At 34.7% G+C, this 23,535-nt stretch carries 22 protein-coding genes and 1 pseudogene; 2 read left to right on the forward strand and 21 right to left on the reverse strand.

The window, feature by feature from the left end:
* Positions 1-10: 10 nt before the first annotated feature.
* From ACS3UD_RS06100 to ACS3UD_RS06170, 15 genes are all read right to left on the reverse strand, one after another.
* Positions 11-736, reverse strand: coding sequence for a LysM peptidoglycan-binding domain-containing protein (locus ACS3UD_RS06100; RefSeq protein WP_308137323.1), 726 nt, complete (start codon positions 734-736; stop codon positions 11-13).
* Between the two features lie 77 nt (positions 737-813).
* The gene (gene rnhA / locus ACS3UD_RS06105) at positions 814-1,257 is read right to left on the reverse strand and encodes a ribonuclease HI (protein WP_308137322.1); all 444 of its coding nucleotides are present in this window, start codon (positions 1,255-1,257) and stop codon (positions 814-816) included.
* Positions 1,257-2,435 (reverse strand): 3-phosphoglycerate dehydrogenase family protein, encoded by a 1,179-nt coding sequence (locus tag ACS3UD_RS06110; protein ID WP_308137321.1) that lies wholly within the window; start codon positions 2,433-2,435, stop codon positions 1,257-1,259. Before ACS3UD_RS06110 ends, rnhA begins: the two co-directional genes overlap by 1 nt.
* A gap of 141 nt (positions 2,436-2,576) precedes the next feature.
* The gene (locus ACS3UD_RS06115) at positions 2,577-2,726 is read right to left on the reverse strand and encodes a hypothetical protein (RefSeq protein WP_308137320.1); all 150 of its coding nucleotides are present in this window, start codon (positions 2,724-2,726) and stop codon (positions 2,577-2,579) included.
* An 83-nt stretch (positions 2,727-2,809) separates the two neighbouring features.
* Positions 2,810-3,970: a tRNA uracil 4-sulfurtransferase ThiI gene (gene thiI / locus ACS3UD_RS06120; protein ID WP_308137319.1), complete on the reverse strand. Its 1,161-nt coding sequence runs from the start codon at positions 3,968-3,970 to the stop codon at positions 2,810-2,812.
* A 12-nt stretch (positions 3,971-3,982) separates the two neighbouring features.
* Complete coding sequence (locus tag ACS3UD_RS06125) at positions 3,983-5,131, reverse strand: cysteine desulfurase family protein (protein WP_308137318.1); 1,149 nt, start codon at positions 5,129-5,131, stop codon at positions 3,983-3,985.
* Positions 5,132-5,341: 210 nt separating this feature from the next.
* Positions 5,342-6,154: an aminotransferase class IV gene (locus ACS3UD_RS06130; protein WP_308137317.1), complete on the reverse strand. Its 813-nt coding sequence runs from the start codon at positions 6,152-6,154 to the stop codon at positions 5,342-5,344.
* Positions 6,138-8,483: an ATP-dependent DNA helicase gene (locus ACS3UD_RS06135; protein WP_308137316.1), complete on the reverse strand. Its 2,346-nt coding sequence runs from the start codon at positions 8,481-8,483 to the stop codon at positions 6,138-6,140. Before ACS3UD_RS06135 ends, ACS3UD_RS06130 begins: the two co-directional genes overlap by 17 nt.
* Before the next feature lie 81 nt (positions 8,484-8,564).
* Positions 8,565-8,954 carry an ATP-binding protein gene (locus tag ACS3UD_RS06140; protein ID WP_308137315.1) on the reverse strand — a complete coding sequence of 130 codons (390 nt, stop codon included), beginning with the start codon at positions 8,952-8,954 and terminating at the stop codon, positions 8,565-8,567.
* A 94-nt stretch (positions 8,955-9,048) separates the two neighbouring features.
* Entirely contained in the window at positions 9,049-9,645 is a 597-nt protein-coding gene (gene yihA, locus ACS3UD_RS06145) for a ribosome biogenesis GTP-binding protein YihA/YsxC (RefSeq protein ID WP_308137314.1), read from the reverse strand.
* A gap of 84 nt (positions 9,646-9,729) precedes the next feature.
* The gene (gene lon / locus ACS3UD_RS06150; protein WP_308137313.1) at positions 9,730-12,063 is read right to left on the reverse strand and encodes an endopeptidase La; all 2,334 of its coding nucleotides are present in this window, start codon (positions 12,061-12,063) and stop codon (positions 9,730-9,732) included.
* Between the two features lie 213 nt (positions 12,064-12,276).
* Complete coding sequence (gene clpX / locus ACS3UD_RS06155; protein WP_308137312.1) at positions 12,277-13,536, reverse strand: ATP-dependent Clp protease ATP-binding subunit ClpX; 1,260 nt, start codon at positions 13,534-13,536, stop codon at positions 12,277-12,279.
* Positions 13,537-13,547: 11 nt separating this feature from the next.
* Positions 13,548-14,132, reverse strand: a complete 585-nt coding sequence (gene clpP / locus ACS3UD_RS06160; protein ID WP_213924596.1) for an ATP-dependent Clp endopeptidase proteolytic subunit ClpP — start codon at positions 14,130-14,132, stop codon at positions 13,548-13,550.
* Positions 14,133-14,202: 70 nt separating this feature from the next.
* Entirely contained in the window at positions 14,203-15,567 is a 1,365-nt protein-coding gene (tig, locus tag ACS3UD_RS06165; protein WP_308137311.1) for a trigger factor, read from the reverse strand.
* A 137-nt stretch (positions 15,568-15,704) separates the two neighbouring features.
* The gene (locus tag ACS3UD_RS06170; RefSeq protein WP_308137310.1) at positions 15,705-16,277 is read right to left on the reverse strand and encodes a GNAT family N-acetyltransferase; all 573 of its coding nucleotides are present in this window, start codon (positions 16,275-16,277) and stop codon (positions 15,705-15,707) included.
* Positions 16,278-16,475: 198 nt separating this feature from the next.
* Here ACS3UD_RS06170 and ACS3UD_RS06175 point away from each other — a divergent pair, with 198 nt between their 5' ends.
* Positions 16,476-17,216, forward strand: coding sequence for a hydrolase (locus ACS3UD_RS06175; protein WP_308137309.1), 741 nt, complete (start codon positions 16,476-16,478; stop codon positions 17,214-17,216).
* Between the two features lie 102 nt (positions 17,217-17,318).
* Here the strand turns inward: ACS3UD_RS06175 and ACS3UD_RS06180 are convergent, their stop codons facing one another.
* The 6 genes and pseudogenes from ACS3UD_RS06180 to ACS3UD_RS06205 all read right to left on the reverse strand — a co-directional run bounded on the left by ACS3UD_RS06180 (position 17,319) and on the right by ACS3UD_RS06205 (position 23,010).
* Positions 17,319-17,762, reverse strand: a complete 444-nt coding sequence (locus ACS3UD_RS06180) for an ATPase (RefSeq protein WP_213924599.1) — start codon at positions 17,760-17,762, stop codon at positions 17,319-17,321.
* Position 17,763: 1 nt separating this feature from the next.
* On the reverse strand, positions 17,764-18,243 hold the full coding sequence (gene coaD, locus ACS3UD_RS06185; RefSeq protein ID WP_308137308.1) for a pantetheine-phosphate adenylyltransferase: 480 nt from the start codon (positions 18,241-18,243) through the stop codon (positions 17,764-17,766).
* Positions 18,243-18,809: pseudogene (rsmD, locus tag ACS3UD_RS06190) on the reverse strand (16S rRNA (guanine(966)-N(2))-methyltransferase RsmD); the annotation flags it as partial. The gene coaD and the pseudogene rsmD, both read right to left, overlap by 1 nt.
* A gap of 65 nt (positions 18,810-18,874) precedes the next feature.
* Positions 18,875-20,929: an ATP-dependent DNA helicase RecG gene (gene recG / locus ACS3UD_RS06195; protein ID WP_308137307.1), complete on the reverse strand. Its 2,055-nt coding sequence runs from the start codon at positions 20,927-20,929 to the stop codon at positions 18,875-18,877.
* A gap of 92 nt (positions 20,930-21,021) precedes the next feature.
* A complete protein-coding gene (locus tag ACS3UD_RS06200) occupies positions 21,022-22,641 on the reverse strand; it encodes a DAK2 domain-containing protein (RefSeq protein WP_308137306.1) in 1,620 nt (539 codons plus the stop codon).
* A 12-nt stretch (positions 22,642-22,653) separates the two neighbouring features.
* Positions 22,654-23,010, reverse strand: coding sequence for an Asp23/Gls24 family envelope stress response protein (locus ACS3UD_RS06205; protein ID WP_308137305.1), 357 nt, complete (start codon positions 23,008-23,010; stop codon positions 22,654-22,656).
* A 253-nt stretch (positions 23,011-23,263) separates the two neighbouring features.
* Between ACS3UD_RS06205 and rpmB the strand changes: the two genes are divergently transcribed.
* Positions 23,264-23,455: a 50S ribosomal protein L28 gene (gene rpmB, locus ACS3UD_RS06210; RefSeq protein ID WP_308137304.1), complete on the forward strand. Its 192-nt coding sequence runs from the start codon at positions 23,264-23,266 to the stop codon at positions 23,453-23,455.
* The last annotated feature ends 80 nt before the right edge of the window (positions 23,456-23,535 follow it).

Here is a 23,535-nt window from a genome sequence, read left to right on the forward strand (position 1 = left end):
TACTATGAATTTATCTGCTTGTGTTGTTGGCAGTACTGGGTATGCAAATTTTCGTTCCTACTATTAGAAAGTTAGCAGGCCTTAGACTCGGATTAGCAATTAGCAACTGAGAAGGCGTCATATTATTTGCTGTTGCAATAGTAGCCAGACTGTCACCAGCTTTAATTATATATTCTGTAGTATTCGGGCCGCAGGCAGCAAAGGTTTCAATAGGTATGCATATATCTGATCCTGGGACTATAACATTGGGATTAAAATCAGGATTATTTTCCTTAAGTTCATTCAAACTTAAATTGTATCCTATCAAAATATCACTTAGCCTTGTTCCCTGTGCAATTGTAACAACTGTACCAAAGGGACACCCCTCCGGGACATTAGGTATGCATATTTCCTGCCCAACCTTTAAATCATAAGGATTAGCCTCAGGGTTAGCTTCCAGCAAAAGATTAAGCGGTAGATTATATCTTTGTGCAATATTGTAGAAACTTTCTCCCTCCCTGATTATATAATAAGCTCCGTTAATGCAGGGAGGTCTTTCCGGTACCCTTGGAACGCACAATGACATTCCTTCTGTCAATGTTCTCAGCCTCAATGTTGGGTTCAATTCAAGCAGGCCCACTAAATTCGTTCCGAATCTGGCTGCAATTGAATTCAACGTATCGCCCGGTTGTACAACATAAGGCATAGTACTTGCATTGGGGCATTCAACATGGTTTTGGTTTTGTCTATTTATCATTATAGAATCACCTCATAAAATATAATTTGTTATTTTATAATATTCATGAGGTGATGAAAGTTTCTTAAATTTTATGCTTAGCTGAAAGAATTCTTATCTCTTTGACTTACGGCAAGCTTGTCACATCGCTCATTATAAACATGTCCGTTATGTCCCAGAACATGGACAAATTTAACCCTGTGCACCTGAGTTGCAGCTAGCAACCTCTGCCACAGTTCTTTATTAAGGACTATTTTTCCGTCAGCTTTCTTCCAATTTTTTTTCTGCCAGGAATCAATCCATCCTTTATTGAAAGCATCGGTAACATACTTTGAATCCGTAGTAATAGTTACATCACATGGTTCTTTTAATGCCTCAAGTCCCACAATAACGCCCATAAGCTCCATTCTGTTGTTTGTTGTATTCTTTTCTCCCCCGCTCAATTCCATTTCTTTGCCATTATACTCCAGTATGACACCGTATCCTCCCGGGCCTGGATTTCCGCTGCATGCACCATCTGAGTATATATTGACTTTCTTCATTATTTTTCCGCCTTTTGTTTTATTAGCATAACTCTCAGTATGCCGTAATGATCTTCCATCTCCTTTAATATATCTTCTGTTAATTCTCCCACAATATCTATAATATTACAAGCATAATCTCCCTTGCTCTTGTTTACCATTCCTATGATATTTATATTTCTGCTGGCCAAAGCTGTTGTCATTTTACCAATCATATTTGGTATATTTTTATTAAGCACTACCATTCTGTCTGTCCCAGGATATCTCTCCATTGAGCAGTCGGGAAAGTTTACCGAGTTTGTAATATTACCTTTTTCAAGATACTCTTTAAGCTGGGTAACAGCCATTTCAGCGCAATTTTCTTCAGCCTCATATGTTGAACCGCCTAAATGAGGTATGCAGACTACATTTTTAGTTTTTAGAAGCTTTTCGTTAGGCAAATCTGATACGTGGTATCCAACTTTTCCACTTTCAAGCGCCTCAGCTAAATCATCCTCATTAACAACCCCATGTCGCGCAAAATTCAAAATCTTTACTCCGTCTTTCATGAACTTTATATTTTCTTTATTAATATAATTTTTAGTTTCTTCGTTATAAGGAGTGTGAATTGTAATATAATCACTTTTTTTGTATAAATCATTTATATCACTTGTATACTGCACGTCCCAAGAGAGCCCGAGCGCGTTTTTTACTGAAATATAAGGGTCATATCCTATTACTTCCATACCTAATTTTATGCCTAGGTTTGCGACTCTGTGTCCAACATTTCCCAGTCCTATTACACCGAGAGTTTTCCCCTTTATTTCGGGACCGACAAATTGTGATTTACCTTTCTCAACAGTATCAACCACATCACAATCCAGACTTTTAGTCCAATTAATGCTGTCTACAACTTTTCTTGAAGACACTAAAAGCCCCAGAAATGTCAATTCACATACTGCATTTGCATTAGCTCCCGGGGCGTTAAATACAACAATTCCTTCATCTGCGCACCTTTCTACCGGAATATTGTTTACACCTGCACCTGACCTTGCTATTGCCTTAAGCTTTCTTGAAAACTGCATGTCATGTATGTCCATACTTCGCATAACTATTCCGTCTGCATCACTGGTTTCTTCGCGGACTATATTATATTTGTCTTCAGAAAACAAATTCATGACATCACTTGGTATTTTGCTAAATAACGCTATTTTATACATAATTGCAACCTCCCATAATCTAAATTATGAGTCTTAGTATACAACTACACCACGTTAAAATCAAGAATAAAAATACAAAGTCATATGTTTTTTAAAAAAATTCGGGTCAAATACATTGTATTTGACCCCAGTAAGTACAGTCTATCTACAGCAGCCTCTTCCAAAAAAACCATCACCGCATAGTAGAAAATAAATTACAGCTATTATTATTATCCATTCAAGCCAATTGTTGTCGCATCCTACACCACCGCCGCAGCATCCAAAGTTTGTTGCTTTTATTTCATCTGACATATATATTTCACCTCTCTTAGATTATAGTTCAATATATGTCAGCGTCGTATTTTTGTGAATGTCATCATCAAATGATTTTTATTTTATAATATTTCTAATGTCGAATAAACTGTATCTACCAATTCTTCTATGTTTAAACTGCTTTCTGATCTTAATATTGAGTCAAGTTTAGGGTTTATCAAAGGATGTGATGGTGCAAAAACAGAGCAGCAGTCATCGAATGGTAAAATAGATGTTTCATAAGTTCCTATTTCCCGGGCTCTTTCCATTATTTCTGTCTTGTCCATTCCTACTAAAGGTTTTAATATAGGCATTTCAATTGCATTTTCAATTACCGTCATTGACTTCATGGTTTGACTTGCTACCTGTCCCAGACTTTCTCCTGTTATAAGCATTTCCATTTTGTTTTCTTTTGCTATTCTTTCTGCAATTCTCATCATGAATCTGCGCGCAAGTATAGTTGTTTCTTCTTCTCTGCAGAATTCTTTGATTGCTTTGTGTATTTCCAGCATGTTTATGCTGAACAGCTTAATCTTACCGCAGTATTCTTCCAATAATTCTTTTAATTTTTTCACCTTTTCGTTAGCTCTTTCGGAAGTAAAAGGATATGTATGAAAGTAAAGCGCATGTATTTCTACGCCTCTTTTGGCTATCATATACCCTGCTACAGGACTGTCAATCCCTCCTGACAAAAGTAAAAGCGCCCGCCCGCACGATCCTATTGGCATTCCTCCTACAGTTTTAATCTTCTCTGATGAGATGTAACAGTTTTTCTTTATGTCTATATATATCTCAATATCAGGATTATGCACATCAACCGTTACATCATTAAACGCCTCCAATATCCTGCCACCTACTTCGGCACTGAATTCCATGGATTTTATAGGAAATTCCTTATCACTTCTTTTTGTCTTTATTTTAAATGTTTTTATATTCTGTTTTTCTTTGAGATAGGCAAAAAGTTCTATTGATTTTTTTATTATTGTTTCAGGATCCTTTTCTGTTCTTATAGACGGCATAATGCTGACGATTCCAAAAATCTTTTTTGTTTTTTCTATAATTCCATCCATATCCTCTTCATTGCTTGTTTCAATAAAAACTTTGCCTAAATCCTTATATATGGACAATTTGTTGAAATCCTTCAATGCAAATCTAACCTGTTCAATTAACTGATGTTCAAATTTCCCTCTGTTCTTTCCTTTTAAAAATATTTCTCCAAAACTTGCCGCTACAATATTATACATACATTATCCTTCCTATTTCATAATTTTTCTTATATCTTCAACCGATTGCTTAATGCTGTGCACTGCATATTCCACTTCATCTTCGGTATTTAAAAGTCCCAAGCTGATGCGTATGGTTCCGTGTAAATAGTCACGGTCTAATTTTATTGATTCCAATATCCTGTTTGTTTTCGCCTTTGAAGAACAGGCTGACCCTGTTGAAACAAATATACCTTGCTGCTCGAGATAATGAACAAGCACTTCTGCTTTTACATTTTTAAATGAAATACTGAGTATGTGAGGAGCACCATCATTTTTCATAGAGCTGTTAATTTTAATATCTTTTATCTCTTCTGACAACCTTTTTGCATAAAGATACTTTAAGTTTTGCAGTTTTTCAGTTTCTTCCCTGAAATTTTCGCAAATAAGCCTGCATGCTTCCCCAAATCCTACAATTCCCGGAGTATTTTCTGTTCCTGGTCTGATTGACTTTTCCTGTCCTCCCCCAAATGTTATGCAGTTAATACCAGATCCTGAACGCACAAAAAGCCCTCCCACTCCTTTAGGTCCATGAATTTTGTGACTGCTGAATGCAATGGTGTCAACAGGAAGCTTGTTTGTGTCAATTTTAATTTTTCCGAAAGACTGCACAGCATCAATATGAATTTTTGCATCCTTGTTTTTATCTTTGATAATCTTTGTTATGCTGTTTAAGTCCTGTACTATTCCTACTTCATTGTTTACATGCATGATTGAAACAAGAATTGTGTTGTGATCAACCAATTCATTTAGATTATCTTGATCAACTTTTCCCATTTTGTCCACTTCAACATATCGTATCTCCATCTTGTCTTTAAAATGGTTGATAGTATTATATACAGATGAATGTTCAATTTTGGTAGTAACTATATTATGCCTTTTTTCACAATTTGACAAGGAGCTTATAATCGCAATATTATTGCTTTCAGTCCCTCCACCGGTAAAATAAATTTCGCTTGCTTTTGAATTAATAATCTTTGATACATTCTTCCTTGATTCTTCTATTTTCTTTTCTATCTGCAGACCCATTCTGTGAAGAGATGACGGATTTCCGTAATAGTTTTCGTTCACATCTATGATTTGCTCCAATACTTTCTTTCTTACCTTGGTTGTAGCACTATTGTCTAAATAAACTGTTTTCATGATTACCTCTTTCTAGAAATACTAATTTATAATAACTTAAAAATTTTGTAAAAAAAACTTGCAAATCAGCATTATCTCTGTTATAATAGTCCATGGTTATCCCCCCCGATAACCAAATATATTCCCAATACCCCTTTTATGCATATTAATGCTTCACAACAATGGCCACAAGGCCATTTTTGTGTTATTGGGCTTTTCACCCTAACATTCTCACTTACCCAGCTCCTTATTTACTTCATTCATATATAGACTTCCCAACTTCTTAACAGTTTCGTTTTCTGAAGATTCAAACATTAAATCGTTAATTGAGCGAATGGGTAAAACATCATTAGATGTTCCTGTTATAAAAGCTCCGTCAAACGAATTTAGTTCTTCGGTCGAAACGAACTTTTTCTCCACTGTTATTCCATTGTTTTCACATATTTCAATAACCTTGTTTCTTGTTACGCCCAATAGAACTGACGAGTCGGGAGATGTTATTACAGTGTTATTCTTAACAAAAAAAACATTCGACCTGCTTCCTTCACTTACAGTTCCGTCATCATTTACAAGAATAACTTCATAAGCATGATTCTCATCTGCTATTTGCTTAACCCTTGCTTTATATTCCTTTTGAAATGCCTTAACATTAGGGTTGCTCCTCTGCACCCTTGCCGTTACAGTATGTATTCCGATACGGAATTCCTCTTCTGATGGATAGTAGCTTTCAATGAAGTAAAACAAAGTTATTTCTTTATTATTAAAATAATATGACACTCTTACATTGCAGTTGTCGAATCTATTTTCGCTTATCAATAGCTCCATGGATTTTTTAAACTCATCATAGTTCAAATTTCCTCTTACATTACTTAAATGAATGCTTTCTTTCATTCGTTCATAATGCTCTTTAAGAAATATAGGTTTTCGCTTTATAACTCTTATGACTTCATATATTTTGGCATTATCCTCATTAAGAAGTTCCTCCAGACGCATCTTAGTTATTATTTTACCGTTGCTTACATTATTTTCAGATACTATATTCATTTTCTGCTCCTTTCCAGAATGATCTGATTTCATTTTTTGCTTCCTCTGTGCTTTTAATTTTAACACAATGATTCCAATGCCCTGGAAAGAGATTTAGATATCCTCTTTCACACAGCCTTGAATCTATGAGCAATACTACTCCAGTATCATTTTCTGTTCTGATGACTCTGCCTGCAGACTGCAGTATCTTGTTAAATCCAGGATATTTATACGCAAAATCATAGCCAGAATTAAATTTTATATCAAAGAAATTTCTGATAATATTTCTTTCATAGGATATCTGTGGTATTCCTGTACCTATTATAACTGCTCCTATTAATTTTTCAAGCGGCAAATCTATCCCTTCGGAAAAAATTCCTCCTACAACTGTAAAAAGGACTACATCTGTTTCATTTCTAAACCTATCTGTAATTTTAACCTGTTCATCCTCATTAATTCCCTGTTTTTGAAATATAATATTAGAACAATCAAATATCTGACTATAGGTATCATAAACTTTCTCCATAAAGCTGTATGATGGGAAAAACACCATGTAATTTCCTTTTTTATTGGATATTATTTCATAAATATACTTGCATGCCGTATCTATGTTTGAATCGCGAACAGCATACTTCATAGATATGTTTTCAGTGACCATAAGCTTTAATTTTTCAATCTCAAATGGAGAGTCTATCCTCATAATATAATCGCTGTCGTCTCCACCAAGAATGTACCTGAAATATTTCAGCGGTGTAAGAGTTGCGGAAAAAAACACCGATGACCATGCCTTTTTTAGTATCTGCCTTAAAACATCCGAAGGATCAATTAAAAATAGCTTTACCTTTGTTTGCTTTGAAGTAAAATCAGCAAAATAGCAGAAATTTTTATCAGCTATTTCAGAAATTTTCATAAAAAACATTCCCTTGAAGTATATGTCAACAAGCTCTTCAGGAACATTGTCATTTTTCTTATCATTAATGAAGTCATCAGCAAGCGCAGTAAATTTTCTGACATGATTAATCAGGTCTGATGGATCTTCATCAAATATATACGGCTCATCTGATTTCTTTTTAATTTCAATAAATTTTTTATTTATATTAGACAGACATCTACTGATTTTTTTATCTGTTTTTTTCATTATTTTATATAATGCATAGAATTCCTCTTTAACAAGCTCAGGTGAATACATGCTTCTTGTTCTGTCCTCAAGATTGTGAGCTTCGTCAATGAGAAGTATGTCATTGCTGTTTTTAAAAACATCATCTCTCTGAAGCGCAACCCTCGGATCAAAATAATAGTTGTAGTCACATATTACCGCATCTGACATATATGCAAGATCAAGACTAAATTCAAACGGACAGATTTCATATTTTCTGCTAATTTTTTCTATAAAATCTCTATCATACAAACAAATATTTTTTATAGAATTTTTCAAAGGAGTATTTAACTTATCATAGTACCCCCTTGCATATGGACAATACTCCGGTTCGCAGTCTGTTTCATCCATAAAACATATTTTTTCTTTGGCCGTAATTACTGTTGTCCTTAATTTAAGTCCTTTTTCAATCATTAATTTTACAGTATCAAATGCTATTGATTTTGTTGAGGATTTTGCTGTAAGATAATAAATTTTAGAATTACTTTTATAATTAAGCGATTTTATAGCAGGAAACAGAACAGATATAGTCTTTCCCACTCCGGTAGGCGCTTGAGCAAAGAGCTTTCTGCCTTCTTTGATTGTTCTAAAAACTGCAACAGAAAAATTCCTTTGTCCTTTTCTGTAATCATTAAAAGGAAATTTTAATTCCTCAATTGATTCTTCGCGTTCCTTTCTAAGGCTGATAATTGTCTCTGCCCATTCTACGTACATATTTAGGACTTCATAAAAAAATAGCTCTAGTTCGTCCATGGTATATGTATAAAGCAATGTTTTTGTCTTTCCTGTTTCTAAGTTATAATATCTTAACTGAACGCATAATTCATCGATTCTTTTTTCATTTCCGTAAATATATGCATAGCATTTAGCCTGAGCAAGATGTGCGGCATTATAACCTTTATCTATGCGTTCTAAATCTGTGTACGTTGATTTTATTTCATCTACAGTAATGCGGCCTTTTTCTGTTATTATGCCATCCGCTCTTCCCTCAATAACAAATGTTATATTTTTAAGCGCAAACTCTTCTTTCAGATAGAACTCCTTCTGGTAGCTTTCACCCATTTGGGATTGTAGAATTTTATGAGCTTTAATTCCTTCCAGTGCTCTATCAGCGCTCATGGCCTTTATATTTATATCTCCGCTTTTGTATACAAATTCAACCAGTTCTCTAACTGATAGCTTTATGGTATCCATATATTCTCCTCGTGCAGTCAAGACAAAAAAATAAACACTTAACAGTGTCTATTATAACAAAAAACATATGGAATATAAAGCTCATTTTAGATATTGTACGCAGATGACCCTGTTCCCGTCAATTGCAAATTTATCGGACAATCCTTCCACAAGCATAAGCCCCCGTCCTGATTCGCAAAAATCATAATCTCCAAATGCCTTATGCTTATAAGATATTCCGGCTCCCTCATCTTTAACATCAATAATAATGCATGAATTATCAATATTAAGATTTATACTGATTTTCTTGTTAAAATCAAGTTTATTTCCGTGTAATACGCCGTTAATTATAAGTTCATTTAAAATTATTTTAGTATTGAAAAAGATATCTTCGTTTAATCTGTCCTTGATATTAATAAGAATTTCTTCTACAACGCCCTTTACGCTGCCTATATCACTGTGGACTTTTGTTTCAAATTCATAAATCATCATTATTCCTCCAGTATTAATTAATATACCCCTATTTAATTTCTTTAAACTATATGTATATTAATTAGCAAGGAAAATTTATCAAATTTTCTAGATTTTATTCATTTTCTAAGCCCACTAATTGTGCGAACAGGTTCCATGTATCTTCAACTCCGGCTTTAGATACGGCTGAGAACGGAATCACCATACTGCTGTCCTTAATATTAAGTACTTTTCTAATCGCAGCCAAGCTTTTTATTTGTTGTGATCTTGACAGCTTATCTGCTTTTGCAGCTATAACATATCCTTCAAATCCGCACCTTTTTATCCATTCATACATCTGTATATCATTCTTCCCAGGTTCATGCCTAATATCAACTAGTAAAATAACCTGCCTGAGCTGCGGTCTGTTGTGCAGGTATGTATCTATCATCTTTCCCCACTTACCAATCTCTGTTTTAGAAACCTTCGCATACCCATACCCCGGTAAATCCACAAAATTCATCGTATCGTTAATATTATAGAAATTTATGGTCTGAGTCTTTCCGGGCTGAGAACTTGTTCTTGCGAGACTTCTTCTATTTAAAAGGGCATTAATCATCGAAGATTTACCTACATTTGACTTGCCTGCAAATGCAATTTCGGGAACAACAGTTTCAGGATATTGTTCTTTCTTAGCAGCTGTTATAAGAAGTTCTGCTTTTCTTATTATCATATTTACCTTCCTTTATGTAGGTGAACAATTATCTTACGTCTATACGTTATAATTGTTCACCTCTTGTTGTTGAGCAATAAGGCTCTATTCCGTTCTTAGGGCATGCCTTATTACATCTTCTATTCTATCGACATATACTATTTCCAGCGAACGAGTAATTTTCGTATCTATTTTTGAAACATCGGGTTTATTTCTTGTGCTTAGTACAATTTTTTTAATTCCTGCTCTTTTTGCTGCAAGAAGTTTTTCCTTTAAACCTCCTATTGGAAGCACCCTTCCAGTTATTGTTATTTCTCCCGTCATTGCTACATCTTTCCTGACAGTCCTCTTAGTTAAGGCTGAAATAACAGCTGTTGCCATCGTAATGCCGGCTGAAGGTCCATCTTTTGGAATTGCGCCTTCCGGAACATGAATATGAATGTCGGTTTCCTTAAAAACAGTATAATCTATGCCGAATTTATCTGCATTTGCCTTAATATAACTTAAAGCAGCCATGGCAGATTCCTTCATTACATCTCCAAGTTTGCCTGTAAGCTGAAGTTTTCCTTCACCTTTCATGGTATTTACCTCAATGAAAAGCGTCTCCCCACCAACTCTGGTCCATGCAAGGCCTGTAACAACTCCTACCTGATCTTCTTCATAAGCCATTTCATAATCATATTTTGGAATTCCAAGATAATTCTTAAGAGTTCTGGAATCTATAACCACAGATTTTTTCTTTTTTTCAACTATTTGAACGGCAGCTTTTCTCACCAGAGCTCCTATATTTCTCTCAAGATTTCTTACTCCTGACTCCCTGGTATATCTCTCTATTATTTCTTTAACAGCATTCTCCGAAATTTTAACTTGCTTTTCTTTCAAGCCATGTTCAGAAATCTGCTTCTTGATTAAATATTTTTCAGCAATATTTCTTTTTTCCACATCTGTATACCCAGAAATTTCAATAACCTCCATTCTGTCAAGCAGAGGTTCCGGAATCGTTGATGTTGTATTTGCAGTTGTTATAAACATTACATTCTCAAGGCTAAAAGGAGCTTCAATGTAATGATCGGTAAATGTTTTATTTTGTTCGGGATCCAGCGCCTCTAACAGTGCAGAAGCCGGATCTCCCTTGTAATCTCCAGACAGCTTATCTATCTCATCAAGAAGGAATACAGGATTATTAACTTTAGCCTTTGCAATAGATGATATTATTCTTCCCGGAATTGCTCCGATATATGTCCTCCTGTGGCCTCTTATTTCAGCCTCATCTCTTACACCACCCAATGATATGCGCACATATTTTCTGTTCATGGCTCTTGCAATAGATTTAGCTATTGAAGTTTTTCCTACCCCCGGAGGCCCAACAAAGCACAGTATTGGCCCCTTCATATTTTTATTAATATTTTTAACAGCAAGATATTCAAGTATCCTTTCTTTCACATCCTCCAAACCATAATGATCTTCAGAAAGTATTGCCCTTGCCTTTTTCAAATCTGTATTATCTTTAGTTTTTTTATTCCATGGTAAATCAATGAGCCAATCCGCATAAGTTCTTATAACTCCGGCATCAGGTGAAGATGATGAAATTTTAAGAAGCTTCTTTACTTCTTTTTCCGCTTTTTCTTTGACTTCCTTAGGCATGCCGGATTTTGAAATCTTGTTCATGTATTCTTCAACTTCAAATTCAGCTCCTTCGTCTTCACCAAGTTCTTTTTGGATTGCCCTTAGTTGTTCCTTTAAATAATAATCTTTTTGAAACTCACCGACTTGCTTCTTTACCATTTCACTAATTTCGTTTTCTATTTCTAAAACCTTAATCTCTTTTGAGATTAAAGCATTAATCGCTTCAAGTCTCTCATAAGGATCAAAAGTTTCAAGCAGTACCTGTTTTTGTTCCTGCTTCAGATATATATATGAAGCAACCACATCAGCCAGCTTATCGGGATTTTTAATGTCTTTAAGAGAAGCTAATGCATCTGGTGCTATCTTAGTATAAATCAGAGAATATTCTTCAAAATTTTCCAAAGTCAATCTAACCATCGCTTCAAGGTCATCGGTCAGCGGCAAGGAATAGTTATATATGTATTCCTCTAAAATAACCTGAAAGTACGGATCTTGCTGAGTTATAGACGAAATCCTTGCTCTGTTTATTCCTTCAACCAGGACTCTTATGTTATCACCCGGCATCTTTATCATTTGCTTAATTTTGCAAATAACACCGACTTCATAAAAATCTTGTTCGTTAGGTGAATCTATATCAGCTTCTTTCTGAACTGTAAGAAAAATATCAGAATCTTCAAGCATTGCTTCTTCTAATGCATTAACGGATTTTTCTCTTCCTATATCAAAATGTATAACCGTATCCGGAAATATTCCGATTCCTCTAATAGGGATTAGAGGAAGGGTTTTATTTTCTACACTGTAATTTTCTATCATATGATCTCCTTAGTAAAACTGCCTGCTAAAAGCAGGCAGGCAGATTGATGACGAGGTCATCAAGATAACAGGTTACCAAAAAAACTATCTTGAAAAGCACCGAAAGACAGACAACCGTAACGTATTTATATACGTGGTGATTGACTGCCTGGCCGGTAACTTAACTATAGATTTTTTCAGCAGCCTGCTTACCTGCATAAAGCAGGCAATCGGTTATGAAGCATTTTCTTTTTTATCAGACACAGGCTTTTTTGTCAAAACTAATTTAGGTTCACTTTTATTTAGTATGGTATCTTTTGTAATTACACATTTTTTAATGTCATTTCTTGACGGTATCTCGTACATTACGTCAATCATCGTACTTTCAAGAATACCTCTTAAGCCTCTTGCACCTGTATTTATTTCCAAGGCTTTATCAGCAATTGCTTCCAAAGCTTCTTTTTCTATTTCCAATTCCACATTGTCCATTTTAAATAATTCTTTATATTGTTTAACCAATGCATTTTTTGGTTCTGTCAAAATTGAAATTAGGGCCTTTTTATCTAATTTTTCCAAAGAAACAACCACCGGCATTCTTCCTACAAATTCAGGAATCAATCCAAATTTTAAAAGATCTTGTGATTGAACCTGTCCAAGCAGCTTATCCATATCCATGGAACTGTTGCCTGACAAATCTGCGCCAAATCCGATACTCTTTTTACCGATTCTTTTTTGTATTATTTTTTCTATTCCATCAAATGCACCGCCTAAAATAAACAATACATTAGTAGTGTCTATTTGAATGAATTCCTGATGAGGGTGCTTCCTCCCTCCCTGAGGCGGAACATTCGCAACAGTTCCTTCAAGGATTTTAAGAAGTGCCTGCTGAACACCTTCACCACTTACATCTCTCGTAATTGAAGGGTTTTCTGAACGTCTTGATATTTTATCAATTTCATCCACATATATGATTCCCTTCTCTGCTCTCTCAACATCAAAATCCGCGGCCTGTAAGAGCTTCAACAATATGTTCTCAACATCTTCTCCCACATAACCTGCTTCTGTCAGAGATGTGGCATCTGCTATTGCAAAAGGAACATTAAGCAGTTTAGCCAGTGTTTGGGCAAGATACGTCTTACCGCTGCCTGTTGGGCCAAGTAAAAGTATATTGCTCTTCTGGATATCTGCGCCTTCATCCTTGGATTTATAGTTTATTCTTTTATAGTGATTGTAAACGGCTACTGCCAGAGCTTTTTTTGCATGTTCCTGTTGAATAACATATTCATCAAGCCTAGCCTTAATTTCTTTTGGTTTCGGCAGTTCCGTAAAATCATACTCTTCAAATATATCTATATCGTCATCTACAATGTTATGACATAATTCAATGCACTCATCGCAGATATATACATCAGGTCCGGCAATCAGCCTTCTTACCTGATCTTGAGATTTACCGCAGAACGAGCATTTGATTTGTTTGTCATTGACTTTGCTCATTGAAACACTCCTTATTTTCTTTTGGCAATAATTTCGTCTATTATTCCGTAGGCTTTCGCTTCTTCCGCTGTCATAAAGTTATCTCTGTCAGTATCATGTTCAACTTTCTCTAGAGGCTGTGATGTTTTTTCACTTATGATATTATTTAGGGTCTCTCTTATTTTTATAATTCTATCTGCATGTATTTTAATATCAGAAGCCTGCCCCTTCATTCCTCCAAGCGGCTGATGAATCATAATCTCCGAATTAGGAAGAGCAAATCTTTTGCCTTTCGAACCTGACAACAGTAAAAATGCTCCCATGCTAGCTGCCATACCTACGCAAATAGTTGAAACATCCGGCTTTATATACTGCATGGTGTCATAAATTGCCATACCTGCAGTTATAGATCCTCCTGGTGAATTTATATATAATTGTATATCTTTATCTGGATCTTCTGATTCCAGGAACAGCAACTGTGCAACTATTAAGCTTGCTGTTGCATCATTAACTTCATCACTCAAAATAATTATCCTATCTTTTAAAAGTCTCGAATAAATATCATAAGATCTTTCGCCTCTACCGGTTTGCTCAATTACATATGGTACCAATGCCATATTCTTTTCCTCCTATTATTATATTTTACTATATATATATTGTACTTATTTTTCTTAATTTTATCTTAATTTATTTTTCTTCGCTCTTTAAATCCTCGTCTGAATCCTTAGCTGCGGGTTCTTCAGTTTTTTCTTTTGGCTCAACAAATACTGCATTTTCAGCAAGCATTTCAAATACTTTTCTTTTTTGTAAAGTTTCTTTTATATAGCTTCCGCTTGTCTGGAGAAGATTTTCTTTGAATGCTTCTAATCTATCTTCCTCAACATGGTATTGTTTAGCAACCTCATCAACCTCTTTTTTAAGTTCATCTTCAGCTACTTCTATATTTTCTTTTTTAATGATTGCTTCAAGAACAAGTTCAGCCTTAACATTAAATTCAGCCTGGCCTTTTGAGCTTTCTTTGTATTGATCTACAAAGTTTTTAATTACGTCATCATATTCCTTGCCTGTAAATCCCTGCTGACGGAATTGCTGCTCATAATTTCTTGCAAGGTGTTCCATTTCTCTTTGCACTAACACTTCAGGAATTTCAACTTTAGCATCGTTTACTACTTTAGTTATTACGTTGTTGTCATTTGTTACTTTTGTCTGATCAACAGCTTTTGCCTCTAAAGTTTTTTTCGTGTCAGCCTTAAATTCTTCCAACGTATCAAACTCACTTACATCTTTTGCAAATTCATCGTCAATAGCCGGAAGTTCTTTTGTCTTTATTTCATGGATAGTAACATTGAAAACAGCGTCCTTACCCTTTAATTCTTCAGAATGATATTCTTCTGGGAATGTAACATTTACTTTTACCTCATCCCCTTTATTTTTACCTATTAATTGCTCTTCGAAGCCGGGGATAAATGTGTTTGAACCTATCTCAAGTGATTGGTTTTCTGCAGTACCGCCTTCAAACTGTTCTTCTCCCACAAATCCAGCATAATCAATAGTCAAAAAGTCTCCGTTTTGAACCGGTCTATCTTCGACTTCAACTATTCTGGCATTCTTTTCTTGAATATTTTTAAGTTCCTTTTCAACATCTTCATCTGTTACTTTAAATTCTGTTTTTTCTACTTCAACACCTTTGTATTCAGAAAGTTCAACTTCGGGCATAACTTCAACATCTGCATTTAAAACTATTTCTTCTCCCTCGTTAAAAGTAACAATATCTATCTTTGGACTGTTTATTATATCAAGACCAAGATCTTTTACAGCTTTAGGGTATTCTTCCTGCACAGCAAAATCTAGTGCATCATCATAAAAAATGCTCTTGCCATATTTTTTTTCAATTATATGTTTTGGAGCTTTACCTTTTCTGAATCCTTGAACATTAATGTTATTCTTAACTTTTAAATATGCTTTATTCACAGCTTCTTCAAATTGTTCGGGTGCAATCGTAAATTCAATTGAAACCACGTTTTTTTCTTTTTTTAATATTTTTGAACTCATTTGTTCCTCCTAGATATTTTATATTGTATGTAAAACAGTCAATATTGTTTCAAATTAATGAATCCCCCAATTTAACCATTCTATTATACCATACTACTTTCTAAAATCAATAATTTATTACATTATATTGTATAATTTTAGTGTTTTCTGTAATCATAAATGCTGCAGTTCATTATTAGGTTGTGTCCGCCTATAAAAATCTGCATCTGATTTTTGACAAAAATCATGCCAGCTTTCTCCATTACTCTTCCGGATGCTTTGTTTCTGACATCATGCATTGCACGTATTGTTGCAAAACCTGCATCATTTGTTAGAAATTCTAAAACACACATTAAAACCTCGGTTGCTATTCCTTCATTCCATCTTTTTCTTGCAACCGTATACCCTATTTCACAATATTTCTTTCTGTCTTTTATATTTGAAACAGAGATCGAACCAACCACTTCACCGCTGTTCTTATCCTCTATGGCCCAATGATAATAATTTAATCTCTTATAGTTATTTATCCAATCACTCATGTAACCTCTGGTTACATTTTCACTTTCATGCACGCTCCATGCATTATACTTTGCTGATTCAGCATCACTTGACCAATTAACAAACACATCATGGACATCATTTATTTGGAACTGTCTTAAAATAAATCTGTCTGTTTCCAACAATAGGGTTCCTTTATGCTTTAATTTACTGTTGCTTAAACATAACTGCATTGTCAACCTTCTCCATTATATATTTCGTTATTCAATACTTGTAATGTAATAACCCAACTATATAAATACATATCATTATATAATTTTTGTTATATTTTGCATAGGTTTTTTTAAGTTCATTTTACATTTATTTGATTGTGTTTTATTCGCGTAAATTGTATAATTAAGATAAAAATGAACATAAATGCGGGAGGTTATATGGACAAGTTTATCGACAATATCATTCAAGACAATTACAGCCATGCTGTTAAAAACCGTACAGAAAAAAAAGATAAAAAATTTATACCTACTATTGAATCCGTACTTAAGAAAAAGCCTATACAAATGCCGGCAGAAATCTACGAGGCAAGCGGCATTAATATATTCGGCAAGCGTATAAAATCACTTATATTTACAACCGACCTTGCAATTATAAAAAATCACAACGCCGACGGAGTAATAGCAGTATATCCTTTTACCCCCCAAATTGCAATAAATCAGGCGATAATAGAAGTTTCATCCGCACCTGTATTTGTAGGCGTCGGAGGCGGCATAACAACAGGTCAACGATCCATTGACATCGCTATAAATGCAGAACTAAACGGTGCTTACGGCGTTGTAATGAATGCTCCAACACCGAATGAATTAATTTCTGAAATGAAGCAACGGCTAGATATTCCTATAATAATAACAATTGTATCTGAAAAAGAGGACTTTGAGTCCAGAATAAAAGCAGGAGCTTCTATATTTAATGTTTCCGGAGGCACCAGAACTGCATCTATAGCCAGAAAAATTCGTGAGAAGCATCCGTATTTTCCAATTATAGCAACCGGAGGACCAAACCCAGAAAATATTATGAATACCATTCAAGCCGGAGCAAATACAATAACTTTTACACCTCCCACAACAGGAGATCTTTTCTCCGAAATAATGGATACCTACAGAGAAAAATTGTCTTAACATAAACTCCCCTGTTGAGGGGAGTTTTCTTATATAAGTGTTTTTTATTAAGAGCTGCTTTGAACATTTCATTCAAAACAGCTCTTAATTAGCATTTAATTTTTACATATTTTTTAGTGTATCTCTGTTTTGTTCTATTATACCGTTGATTTCTCTGATTTTTTCTTGAAGCTTGGACAAAATTTCGTCACTGTAATTATATGCTCCTATTTTCATATCATTTGCCTTCACTTCGGCATCCTTAATCAACTGTTCGGCATATTTTTTCGACTGCTTAGTTATTTCATTTTCCTCAACCAAGTATCTTTGTTGCTCCTTAACCTTTTCAATAAGCTCATCCGCTTCAGACTGAGCTTCATTTAATATTCTTTGGCGTTCCTTAGCGACCCAAGATGCCCTGTTAATTTCATCCGGCATTTTCAATCTTATTTCATTTATTACTTCCAACACCTCTTCTTTGTCTATCATAACCTTGTTAGATAAAGGGAATTTAGAAGCTTCTTCGATAATATCCTCGATTCTCTCCAACAAATTCAAAATATCCATACTACTTCCTCCCAAGTTTTTTATGAATTTCCTTACCTACATATTCAGGAACTAAATCTTCGAAAACTCCTCCATGCTCAGCTACATCTTTTACCATGCTTGAGCTTAAGAAAGAGTATTCCGAGGATGCAACCAGAAAAATTGTTTCTAATTTTTTATTTAAATGCTTATTTATACTCGATATAGCCAATTCATATTCATAATCAGAAACAGCCCTTAACCCTCTGACTATTATGTTTATATTGTTTCTTTCGCAATAGTCAACTACAAGCCCCTCAGTAAAATCGACAGTAACATTGTCTAAATGAAGAGTGGCTTGTCTAACCATTTCGCATCTTTCTTCTATAGAAAACCAATATTTTTTTTCAATATTATTAAAAACAGTTATAACAACTTCATCAAATTTGTTTGATATTCTATTAATTATGTCAATATGGCCCATTGTAATCGGGTCAAAACTTCCGGTATATAAAACTTTCATTATTCCTCCGTGTATGTCATTATGCTTATCCTTGTTCTGCCATAAATTTTCTCTTTGTATTTTATCATGTCAGTACTGATGTTATCAATTATTTTTTCAAATTTATCTGTTTCAATTATAAGCTTTCCGTCTTTCTTTAGCAAGTTATTTTCGAATACTTTGTCAGATATCTTAAAACCGCAGTTCAAATTATACGGAGGATCGGCAAATATGTAATCGAATTTTACACCCTCTTTTGATAAATTCAAAATAGCTTTCTCGTAGTCACTCATTATGATTTTTGCCCTGTTTTTAAATCTGCAAAGCTCAAGATTCTTTTTTACATAACTTAAACTCTTATGAGATGAGTCCACAAAGTAGCATAGCTCTGCGCCTCTCGCCAGAAATTCTATGCCTACGCTTCCGGAGCCTGAAAATAAATCCATTACAACTGCCCCTTCATCTATGTGCCCTATTATGTTAAATAAAGCTTCCTTAATCTTATCACTGGTAGGTCTGACTGACGTTCCTTCAGGAGCATACAGCTTCATACCTTTATTAGTTCCGGATATTATCCTCATAAATTTTACCTCCGATTGTTTGAGCTTCTACGGCTTGGTCACCGGCATATTAGCAGGAAAACAAAATATCCTCAATTAAATACGATGTTTTCATCCGTAAATAACATTAATATTGCCTTTTTTAAATTCTTATATTCGTCACCGGTCAGTCTCGGATTATCCGCCATTATTTTTTTTGAAACAATCTGAACATTTCGTACTGTTTCTGTATCATTTACTATATTTTGAATATCATGTCTGGAAAGACCGTGCTGCTGAGTTCCAAAAAAATCCCCAGGTCCTCTAATCTTTAAATCTTCTTCCGCAATTACAAATCCATTATTTGTACTTCTTAATATATTCATTCTTTCTGACGCTTTTTTAGTTCTGCTTTCATTTACCAAAAGGCAGTATGACTGAAACCTACCTCTTCCCACTCTTCCTCTAAGCTGATGAAGTTGAGCAAGACCAAATCTTTCTGCATTTAATACAAGCATTACCGAAGCATTAGGGACGTTTACTCCAACCTCAATTACCGTTGTTGAAACAAGTATATTTATTTTACCGTCATAAAATTTCCCTATTACATCTTCTTTTTCAGAATTGCTCATTTTGCCGTACAAAAGCCCCAGCCTGTAATTTGAAAAATAAGTGTTATTAAGTTCTTCAAATATTTGCTTCGCAGAATCCAGTTCCAATCCTTCCGATTCGTCAACCAGCGGAGCAACTACGTATGCCTGTCTCCCTCCGTCAACTTGCTCTCTAATAAAACCATATGCCTTTTCTTTTTGTTTTCCATTAAAAATTTCGGTAATGACTTTACGCCTGCCGGGGGGCATTTCATCAATAACAGAAATATCAAGATCTCCGTAAAACATCAATGCCAACGTCCTGGGAATAGGCGTCGCCGTCATTACAAGTATATCAGGATTGCTTCCTTTGTTGGAAAGCTTTCCTCTTTGCCTTACTCCGAAGCGATGCTGTTCATCCGTAACTACAAGGCCTATATTTTTAAATTCTATATTATCTTCAATAAGTGCATGTGTACCAATAATTATATTTATTTCTCCGTCTTTCAATCTCTTAATTATTTCATTTTTATCCTTTGCCTTTGTAGAGCCCGAAAGAAACGCAACACTAATATCAATGTCAGCCATTGATAGATATTCTGTTATAGTTTGATAATGCTGCATAGCAAGTATCTCCGTAGGAGCCATCATTGATGCCTGATAACCTGAACTGACAGCCGCAAGCAAGGCATATACGGCAACGACTGTCTTTCCCGAACCTACATCGCCCTGAACCAAACGATTCATTGGTTTAACCATACTCATATCATTTTTTATCTCTTCGATAACTCTGAGCTGTGCATCCGTCAGTTTGTATGGTATGGCATCCACAAGTTTTTCCGATAGATTTAAGCGAGTAATTACATTACCTGGAGAATTACTTTTTAGGCTACTTTTAATTGCTGTTAATCCCATCTGCATTATTAGCAGTTTTTCAAAAGCAATTGTTTTTTTACTTTCTGAATAAGCCCTCCCATTTAGAGGAAAATGAAGATTTTTAATTGCTTTTTTTCTGGGAAGCAGCTTATATTCATCAATAAGGTCATCTGAAAGTATATTTTCTATTCTTTCATAGTATGCTTCCAGCGCCATCTTCATAATTTTTGTCAGCTCATTATTAGATAATCCGTAAGTCAGACTGTAAATGGGAGTTATTTTTTTAGATTTCCAGTCATTTTTGCATAACTCTATATCAGGATTTATCATTTCAAATTTACCGTAAGAAGCTTTAGCTGTGCCAAAAATATAATAACTTTCACCCTCAGTTAATTTTTCCGCTATAAAACTCTGATTAAAAAAAGTAATGGTTATAAATCCTGTATCATCTTTACCTATAGCTTTTACAACAGTCATTCTTTTTTTAATTCTTGTTTTTTTAGGACCTTCAAAAAGCTTCACTCTAAGCAGGCACTTTAAATTATCTGTGAGCTCATTAATATTTCTCACGGCTCTCCTGTCTTCATACTTAACCGGAAAATAGTTTATTAGATCTTCTACGGTAAATATATTCAATTTATTAAGCTTCGCAGCTCTTCCCGGACCGACTCCCTTTAAATACTGAACATCCATTTCAAGCATAGATTACTCCCTGCACCCTTAATACGAATGAGAAGGATCTCATCACGTTCATGAGATCCTTGGCTGTATTCGATATGACAACATCATCTTGTTTATTCCACTGAAATTATATAGTAATAAAGCGGCTGGCCGCCGTAGATTACTTCCACATCACATTCTTCGGCAATTTCTTCTATTTTTTCTTTTAATCCTTCAGCATCCTTTCTGTCAACATCTTCTCCGTAGAACAATGTTATAAGGAAGCTGTCTTCGTCCACCATATTTTTGATAAGCTCAATTGTTTGGTTTTCAGGATTTTCTCCATGCGTAACTATGCTGCCATCACTTATTGCAATAATTTCGTCTTTTTTAATTTCCATATCGTTAATTACGGTATCTCTTACAGCATAGGTAACCTGACCGGTTTTCACTTCAGAAACCGCCTCTGTCATTGCACTTACATTTTCCTCAGGGCTGCTTTCCGCATTGAATGCAAGCATTGCCGTAATTCCCTGCGGTATGCTCTTGCTGGGAATAATGTGAAGATTCTTATCAGATATTTCCTTTGCCTGGGTGGCAGCCAAAATTATATTTCCGTTGTTCGGAAGAATAATTATGTGATCAGCATTGATGCTTCCAGCTGCATCCAAAATATCCTCGGTACTTGGATTCATAGTCTGTCCGCCTGACAGGAACATATCCACATTTAAGTCAGAAAACACCTTCTGTATACCTTCACCCATACCTATGGAAACAAATCCATATTTTTTTCTTTCTTGATTCTTTTTATTTGAATTTTTTATTCTTTCTCTGAACTGTTCCTTCATATTGTCAATTTTGATTTTAATAAGTTCCCCGTATTTAACCGCAATTGCAAGTATATGGCCCGGGTTGTTTGTATGTATATGTGTTTTTATTAGTTTTTCATCTCCTACACAAACAATCGAATCACCTTTATCATAAATTTTGGTCAAAAATTCTTCTGCGCTTTTTGTAGGATTTTTAATAAAAAACTCTGTACAATATGCAAATATTATCTCATTTTCGCTGGAAAATCCGGCAATTTCTTTTTCTGTTTCAACAACTTGATGTTCTACTCTTTCCTGCTTAATTTCAACACCTTTCAATGCAGCCAGCGCGCCTTCTAACAAGAAAACAAGTCCTTTTCCGCCTGCATCTACCACATCTGCCTGCTTTAATACCTTAAGCATCTCGGGTGTTCTGTCAAGTGTGCTTTTAGCCTGTTCAATAAGACTTTCCAAAAATAAAGAAGCATCTTCAAATTCGGTGTATGTTTCCATAGCCTTTTCTGCAGTTTCTCTTGCAACTGTCAATATTGTACCTTCCACAGGTCTCATAACTGCCTTGTACGCCGTATCAGAAGCAAACTTAAAGGAATCAGCAATCACCTTGCAGTCAATCTTTCCTGAACCTTTCAGCCCTTTTGCCATACCTCTGAACAGCTGAGATAATATTACACCGGAATTTCCTCTCGCTCCCATTAGAGAACCATTTGCAGCGGCATCAGCCATGTGTGAAATTGTGCTTTCTTGGAGGGTATTTATTTCCCTCATTGCAGACTGCACAGTAAGATTCATGTTTGTGCCCGTATCTCCGTCGGGAACAGGAAATACATTTAGAGAGTCCACTATTGCCTTATTGTTTTCTAAATTGGCAGCGGCTCCTAAAAGCATTTTCTTAAATGCAACATTATCTATAAACTTAACTATCATTTTAGCCTCCTCTTATTTTTGTACTCTGACACCTTGTACAAAAATATTAACATTTTCCACAGAAACTCCCGAAAAAGTCTCTACGCTGTATTTTATTCTGGAAATAATATTATCTGCAACAACAGATATTTTAACGCCATATTGCAATACTATATATAAATCTATGTTTATTTTTTCGTCAACTGTTGTAACCTTTATGCCTTTTGTAAGCTGTTCTCTCTTTAACAGCTCAAATATTCCCTGAGTTGCGTTTCTTGAAGCCATGCCAACAACACCATAGCATTCCATCGCAGCTAGTCCGGCTAAAGTTGCAAAAACCTGGTCATCTATGATTATATTCCCATTTTCATTTAACACGTTAACTGACATATACTACCTCCCACATTTCGATTTTTATATGTTATTTGATAAGTAAATTTATTATAACCTTTTTGATAAAAATTTACAAACAAAATTACCGACTGTAAAGTCGTGCTAATATTTTTTATTATACTAATTAAAATTTGATATTGCAATATTTAAATTTTAATGGTATCATTATTAAGTTAAATTTGTTAAGCAGAATACTGTTTATCAACTAGAATAAAAAACGGATGTTTTTAAATAAATGGGAGGTGTAAGTATGGCAAAATTTTGTGAAGTATGTGGAAAAGGAACTGTATCAGGAAACAGCATAACACACGCTGATAGAAAAATAAAAAGAACATGGAAACCTAATGTTAGAAGAGTTTCAGTTTTAGAAAATGGTTCTAAAACAAAAAAATACGTTTGTACAAGATGTTTAAGATCAAACAAAGTGCAGCGTGCTATATAAGCTAAAAATAGTGGCCTAAAAGCCATTATTTTTTTGCACAAAAATATTTTGACTTGTTTTTAAGCCAATTCATTATTTAT

It is taken from the genome of Sedimentibacter sp. LTW-03 (genome assembly GCF_052059825.1).
In the GTDB taxonomy this organism is placed as follows: Bacteria; Bacillota; Clostridia; order Tissierellales; family Sedimentibacteraceae; genus Sedimentibacter.

What these genes read in the sequence shown, in the direction of transcription:
- ACS3UD_RS06100 (WP_308137323.1), bottom strand. Translation starts at nt 736, where the DNA reads ATGATAAATAGACAAAACCAAAACCATGTTGAATGCCCCAATGCAAGT.
- rnhA (WP_308137322.1), bottom strand. Translation starts at nt 1,257, where the DNA reads ATGAAGAAAGTCAATATATACTCAGATGGTGCATGCAGCGGAAATCCA.
- ACS3UD_RS06110 (WP_308137321.1), bottom strand. Translation starts at nt 2,435, where the DNA reads ATGTATAAAATAGCGTTATTTAGCAAAATACCAAGTGATGTCATGAAT.
- ACS3UD_RS06115 (WP_308137320.1), bottom strand. Translation starts at nt 2,726, where the DNA reads ATGTCAGATGAAATAAAAGCAACAAACTTTGGATGCTGCGGCGGTGGT.
- thiI (WP_308137319.1), bottom strand. Translation starts at nt 3,970, where the DNA reads ATGTATAATATTGTAGCGGCAAGTTTTGGAGAAATATTTTTAAAAGGA.
- ACS3UD_RS06125 (WP_308137318.1), bottom strand. Translation starts at nt 5,131, where the DNA reads ATGAAAACAGTTTATTTAGACAATAGTGCTACAACCAAGGTAAGAAAG.
- ACS3UD_RS06130 (WP_308137317.1), bottom strand. Translation starts at nt 6,154, where the DNA reads ATGAATATAGTATCTGAAAATAATGTAAGCAACGGTAAAATAATAACT.
- ACS3UD_RS06135 (WP_308137316.1), bottom strand. Translation starts at nt 8,483, where the DNA reads ATGGATACCATAAAGCTATCAGTTAGAGAACTGGTTGAATTTGTATAC.
- ACS3UD_RS06140 (WP_308137315.1), bottom strand. Translation starts at nt 8,954, where the DNA reads ATGATGATTTATGAATTTGAAACAAAAGTCCACAGTGATATAGGCAGC.
- yihA (WP_308137314.1), bottom strand. Translation starts at nt 9,645, where the DNA reads ATGATAATAAGAAAAGCAGAACTTCTTATAACAGCTGCTAAGAAAGAA.
- lon (WP_308137313.1), bottom strand. Translation starts at nt 12,063, where the DNA reads ATGATAGAAAATTACAGTGTAGAAAATAAAACCCTTCCTCTAATCCCT.
- clpX (WP_308137312.1), bottom strand. Translation starts at nt 13,536, where the DNA reads ATGAGCAAAGTCAATGACAAACAAATCAAATGCTCGTTCTGCGGTAAA.
- clpP (WP_213924596.1), bottom strand. Translation starts at nt 14,132, where the DNA reads ATGGCATTGGTACCATATGTAATTGAGCAAACCGGTAGAGGCGAAAGA.
- tig (WP_308137311.1), bottom strand. Translation starts at nt 15,567, where the DNA reads ATGAGTTCAAAAATATTAAAAAAAGAAAAAAACGTGGTTTCAATTGAA.
- ACS3UD_RS06170 (WP_308137310.1), bottom strand. Translation starts at nt 16,277, where the DNA reads ATGCAGTTATGTTTAAGCAACAGTAAATTAAAGCATAAAGGAACCCTA.
- ACS3UD_RS06175 (WP_308137309.1), top strand. Translation starts at nt 16,476, where the DNA reads ATGGACAAGTTTATCGACAATATCATTCAAGACAATTACAGCCATGCT.
- ACS3UD_RS06180 (WP_213924599.1), bottom strand. Translation starts at nt 17,762, where the DNA reads ATGGATATTTTGAATTTGTTGGAGAGAATCGAGGATATTATCGAAGAA.
- coaD (WP_308137308.1), bottom strand. Translation starts at nt 18,243, where the DNA reads ATGAAAGTTTTATATACCGGAAGTTTTGACCCGATTACAATGGGCCAT.
- recG (WP_308137307.1), bottom strand. Translation starts at nt 20,929, where the DNA reads ATGCTTGAAATGGATGTTCAGTATTTAAAGGGAGTCGGTCCGGGAAGA.
- ACS3UD_RS06200 (WP_308137306.1), bottom strand. Translation starts at nt 22,641, where the DNA reads ATGATAGTTAAGTTTATAGATAATGTTGCATTTAAGAAAATGCTTTTA.
- ACS3UD_RS06205 (WP_308137305.1), bottom strand. Translation starts at nt 23,010, where the DNA reads ATGTCAGTTAACGTGTTAAATGAAAATGGGAATATAATCATAGATGAC.
- rpmB (WP_308137304.1), top strand. Translation starts at nt 23,264, where the DNA reads ATGGCAAAATTTTGTGAAGTATGTGGAAAAGGAACTGTATCAGGAAAC.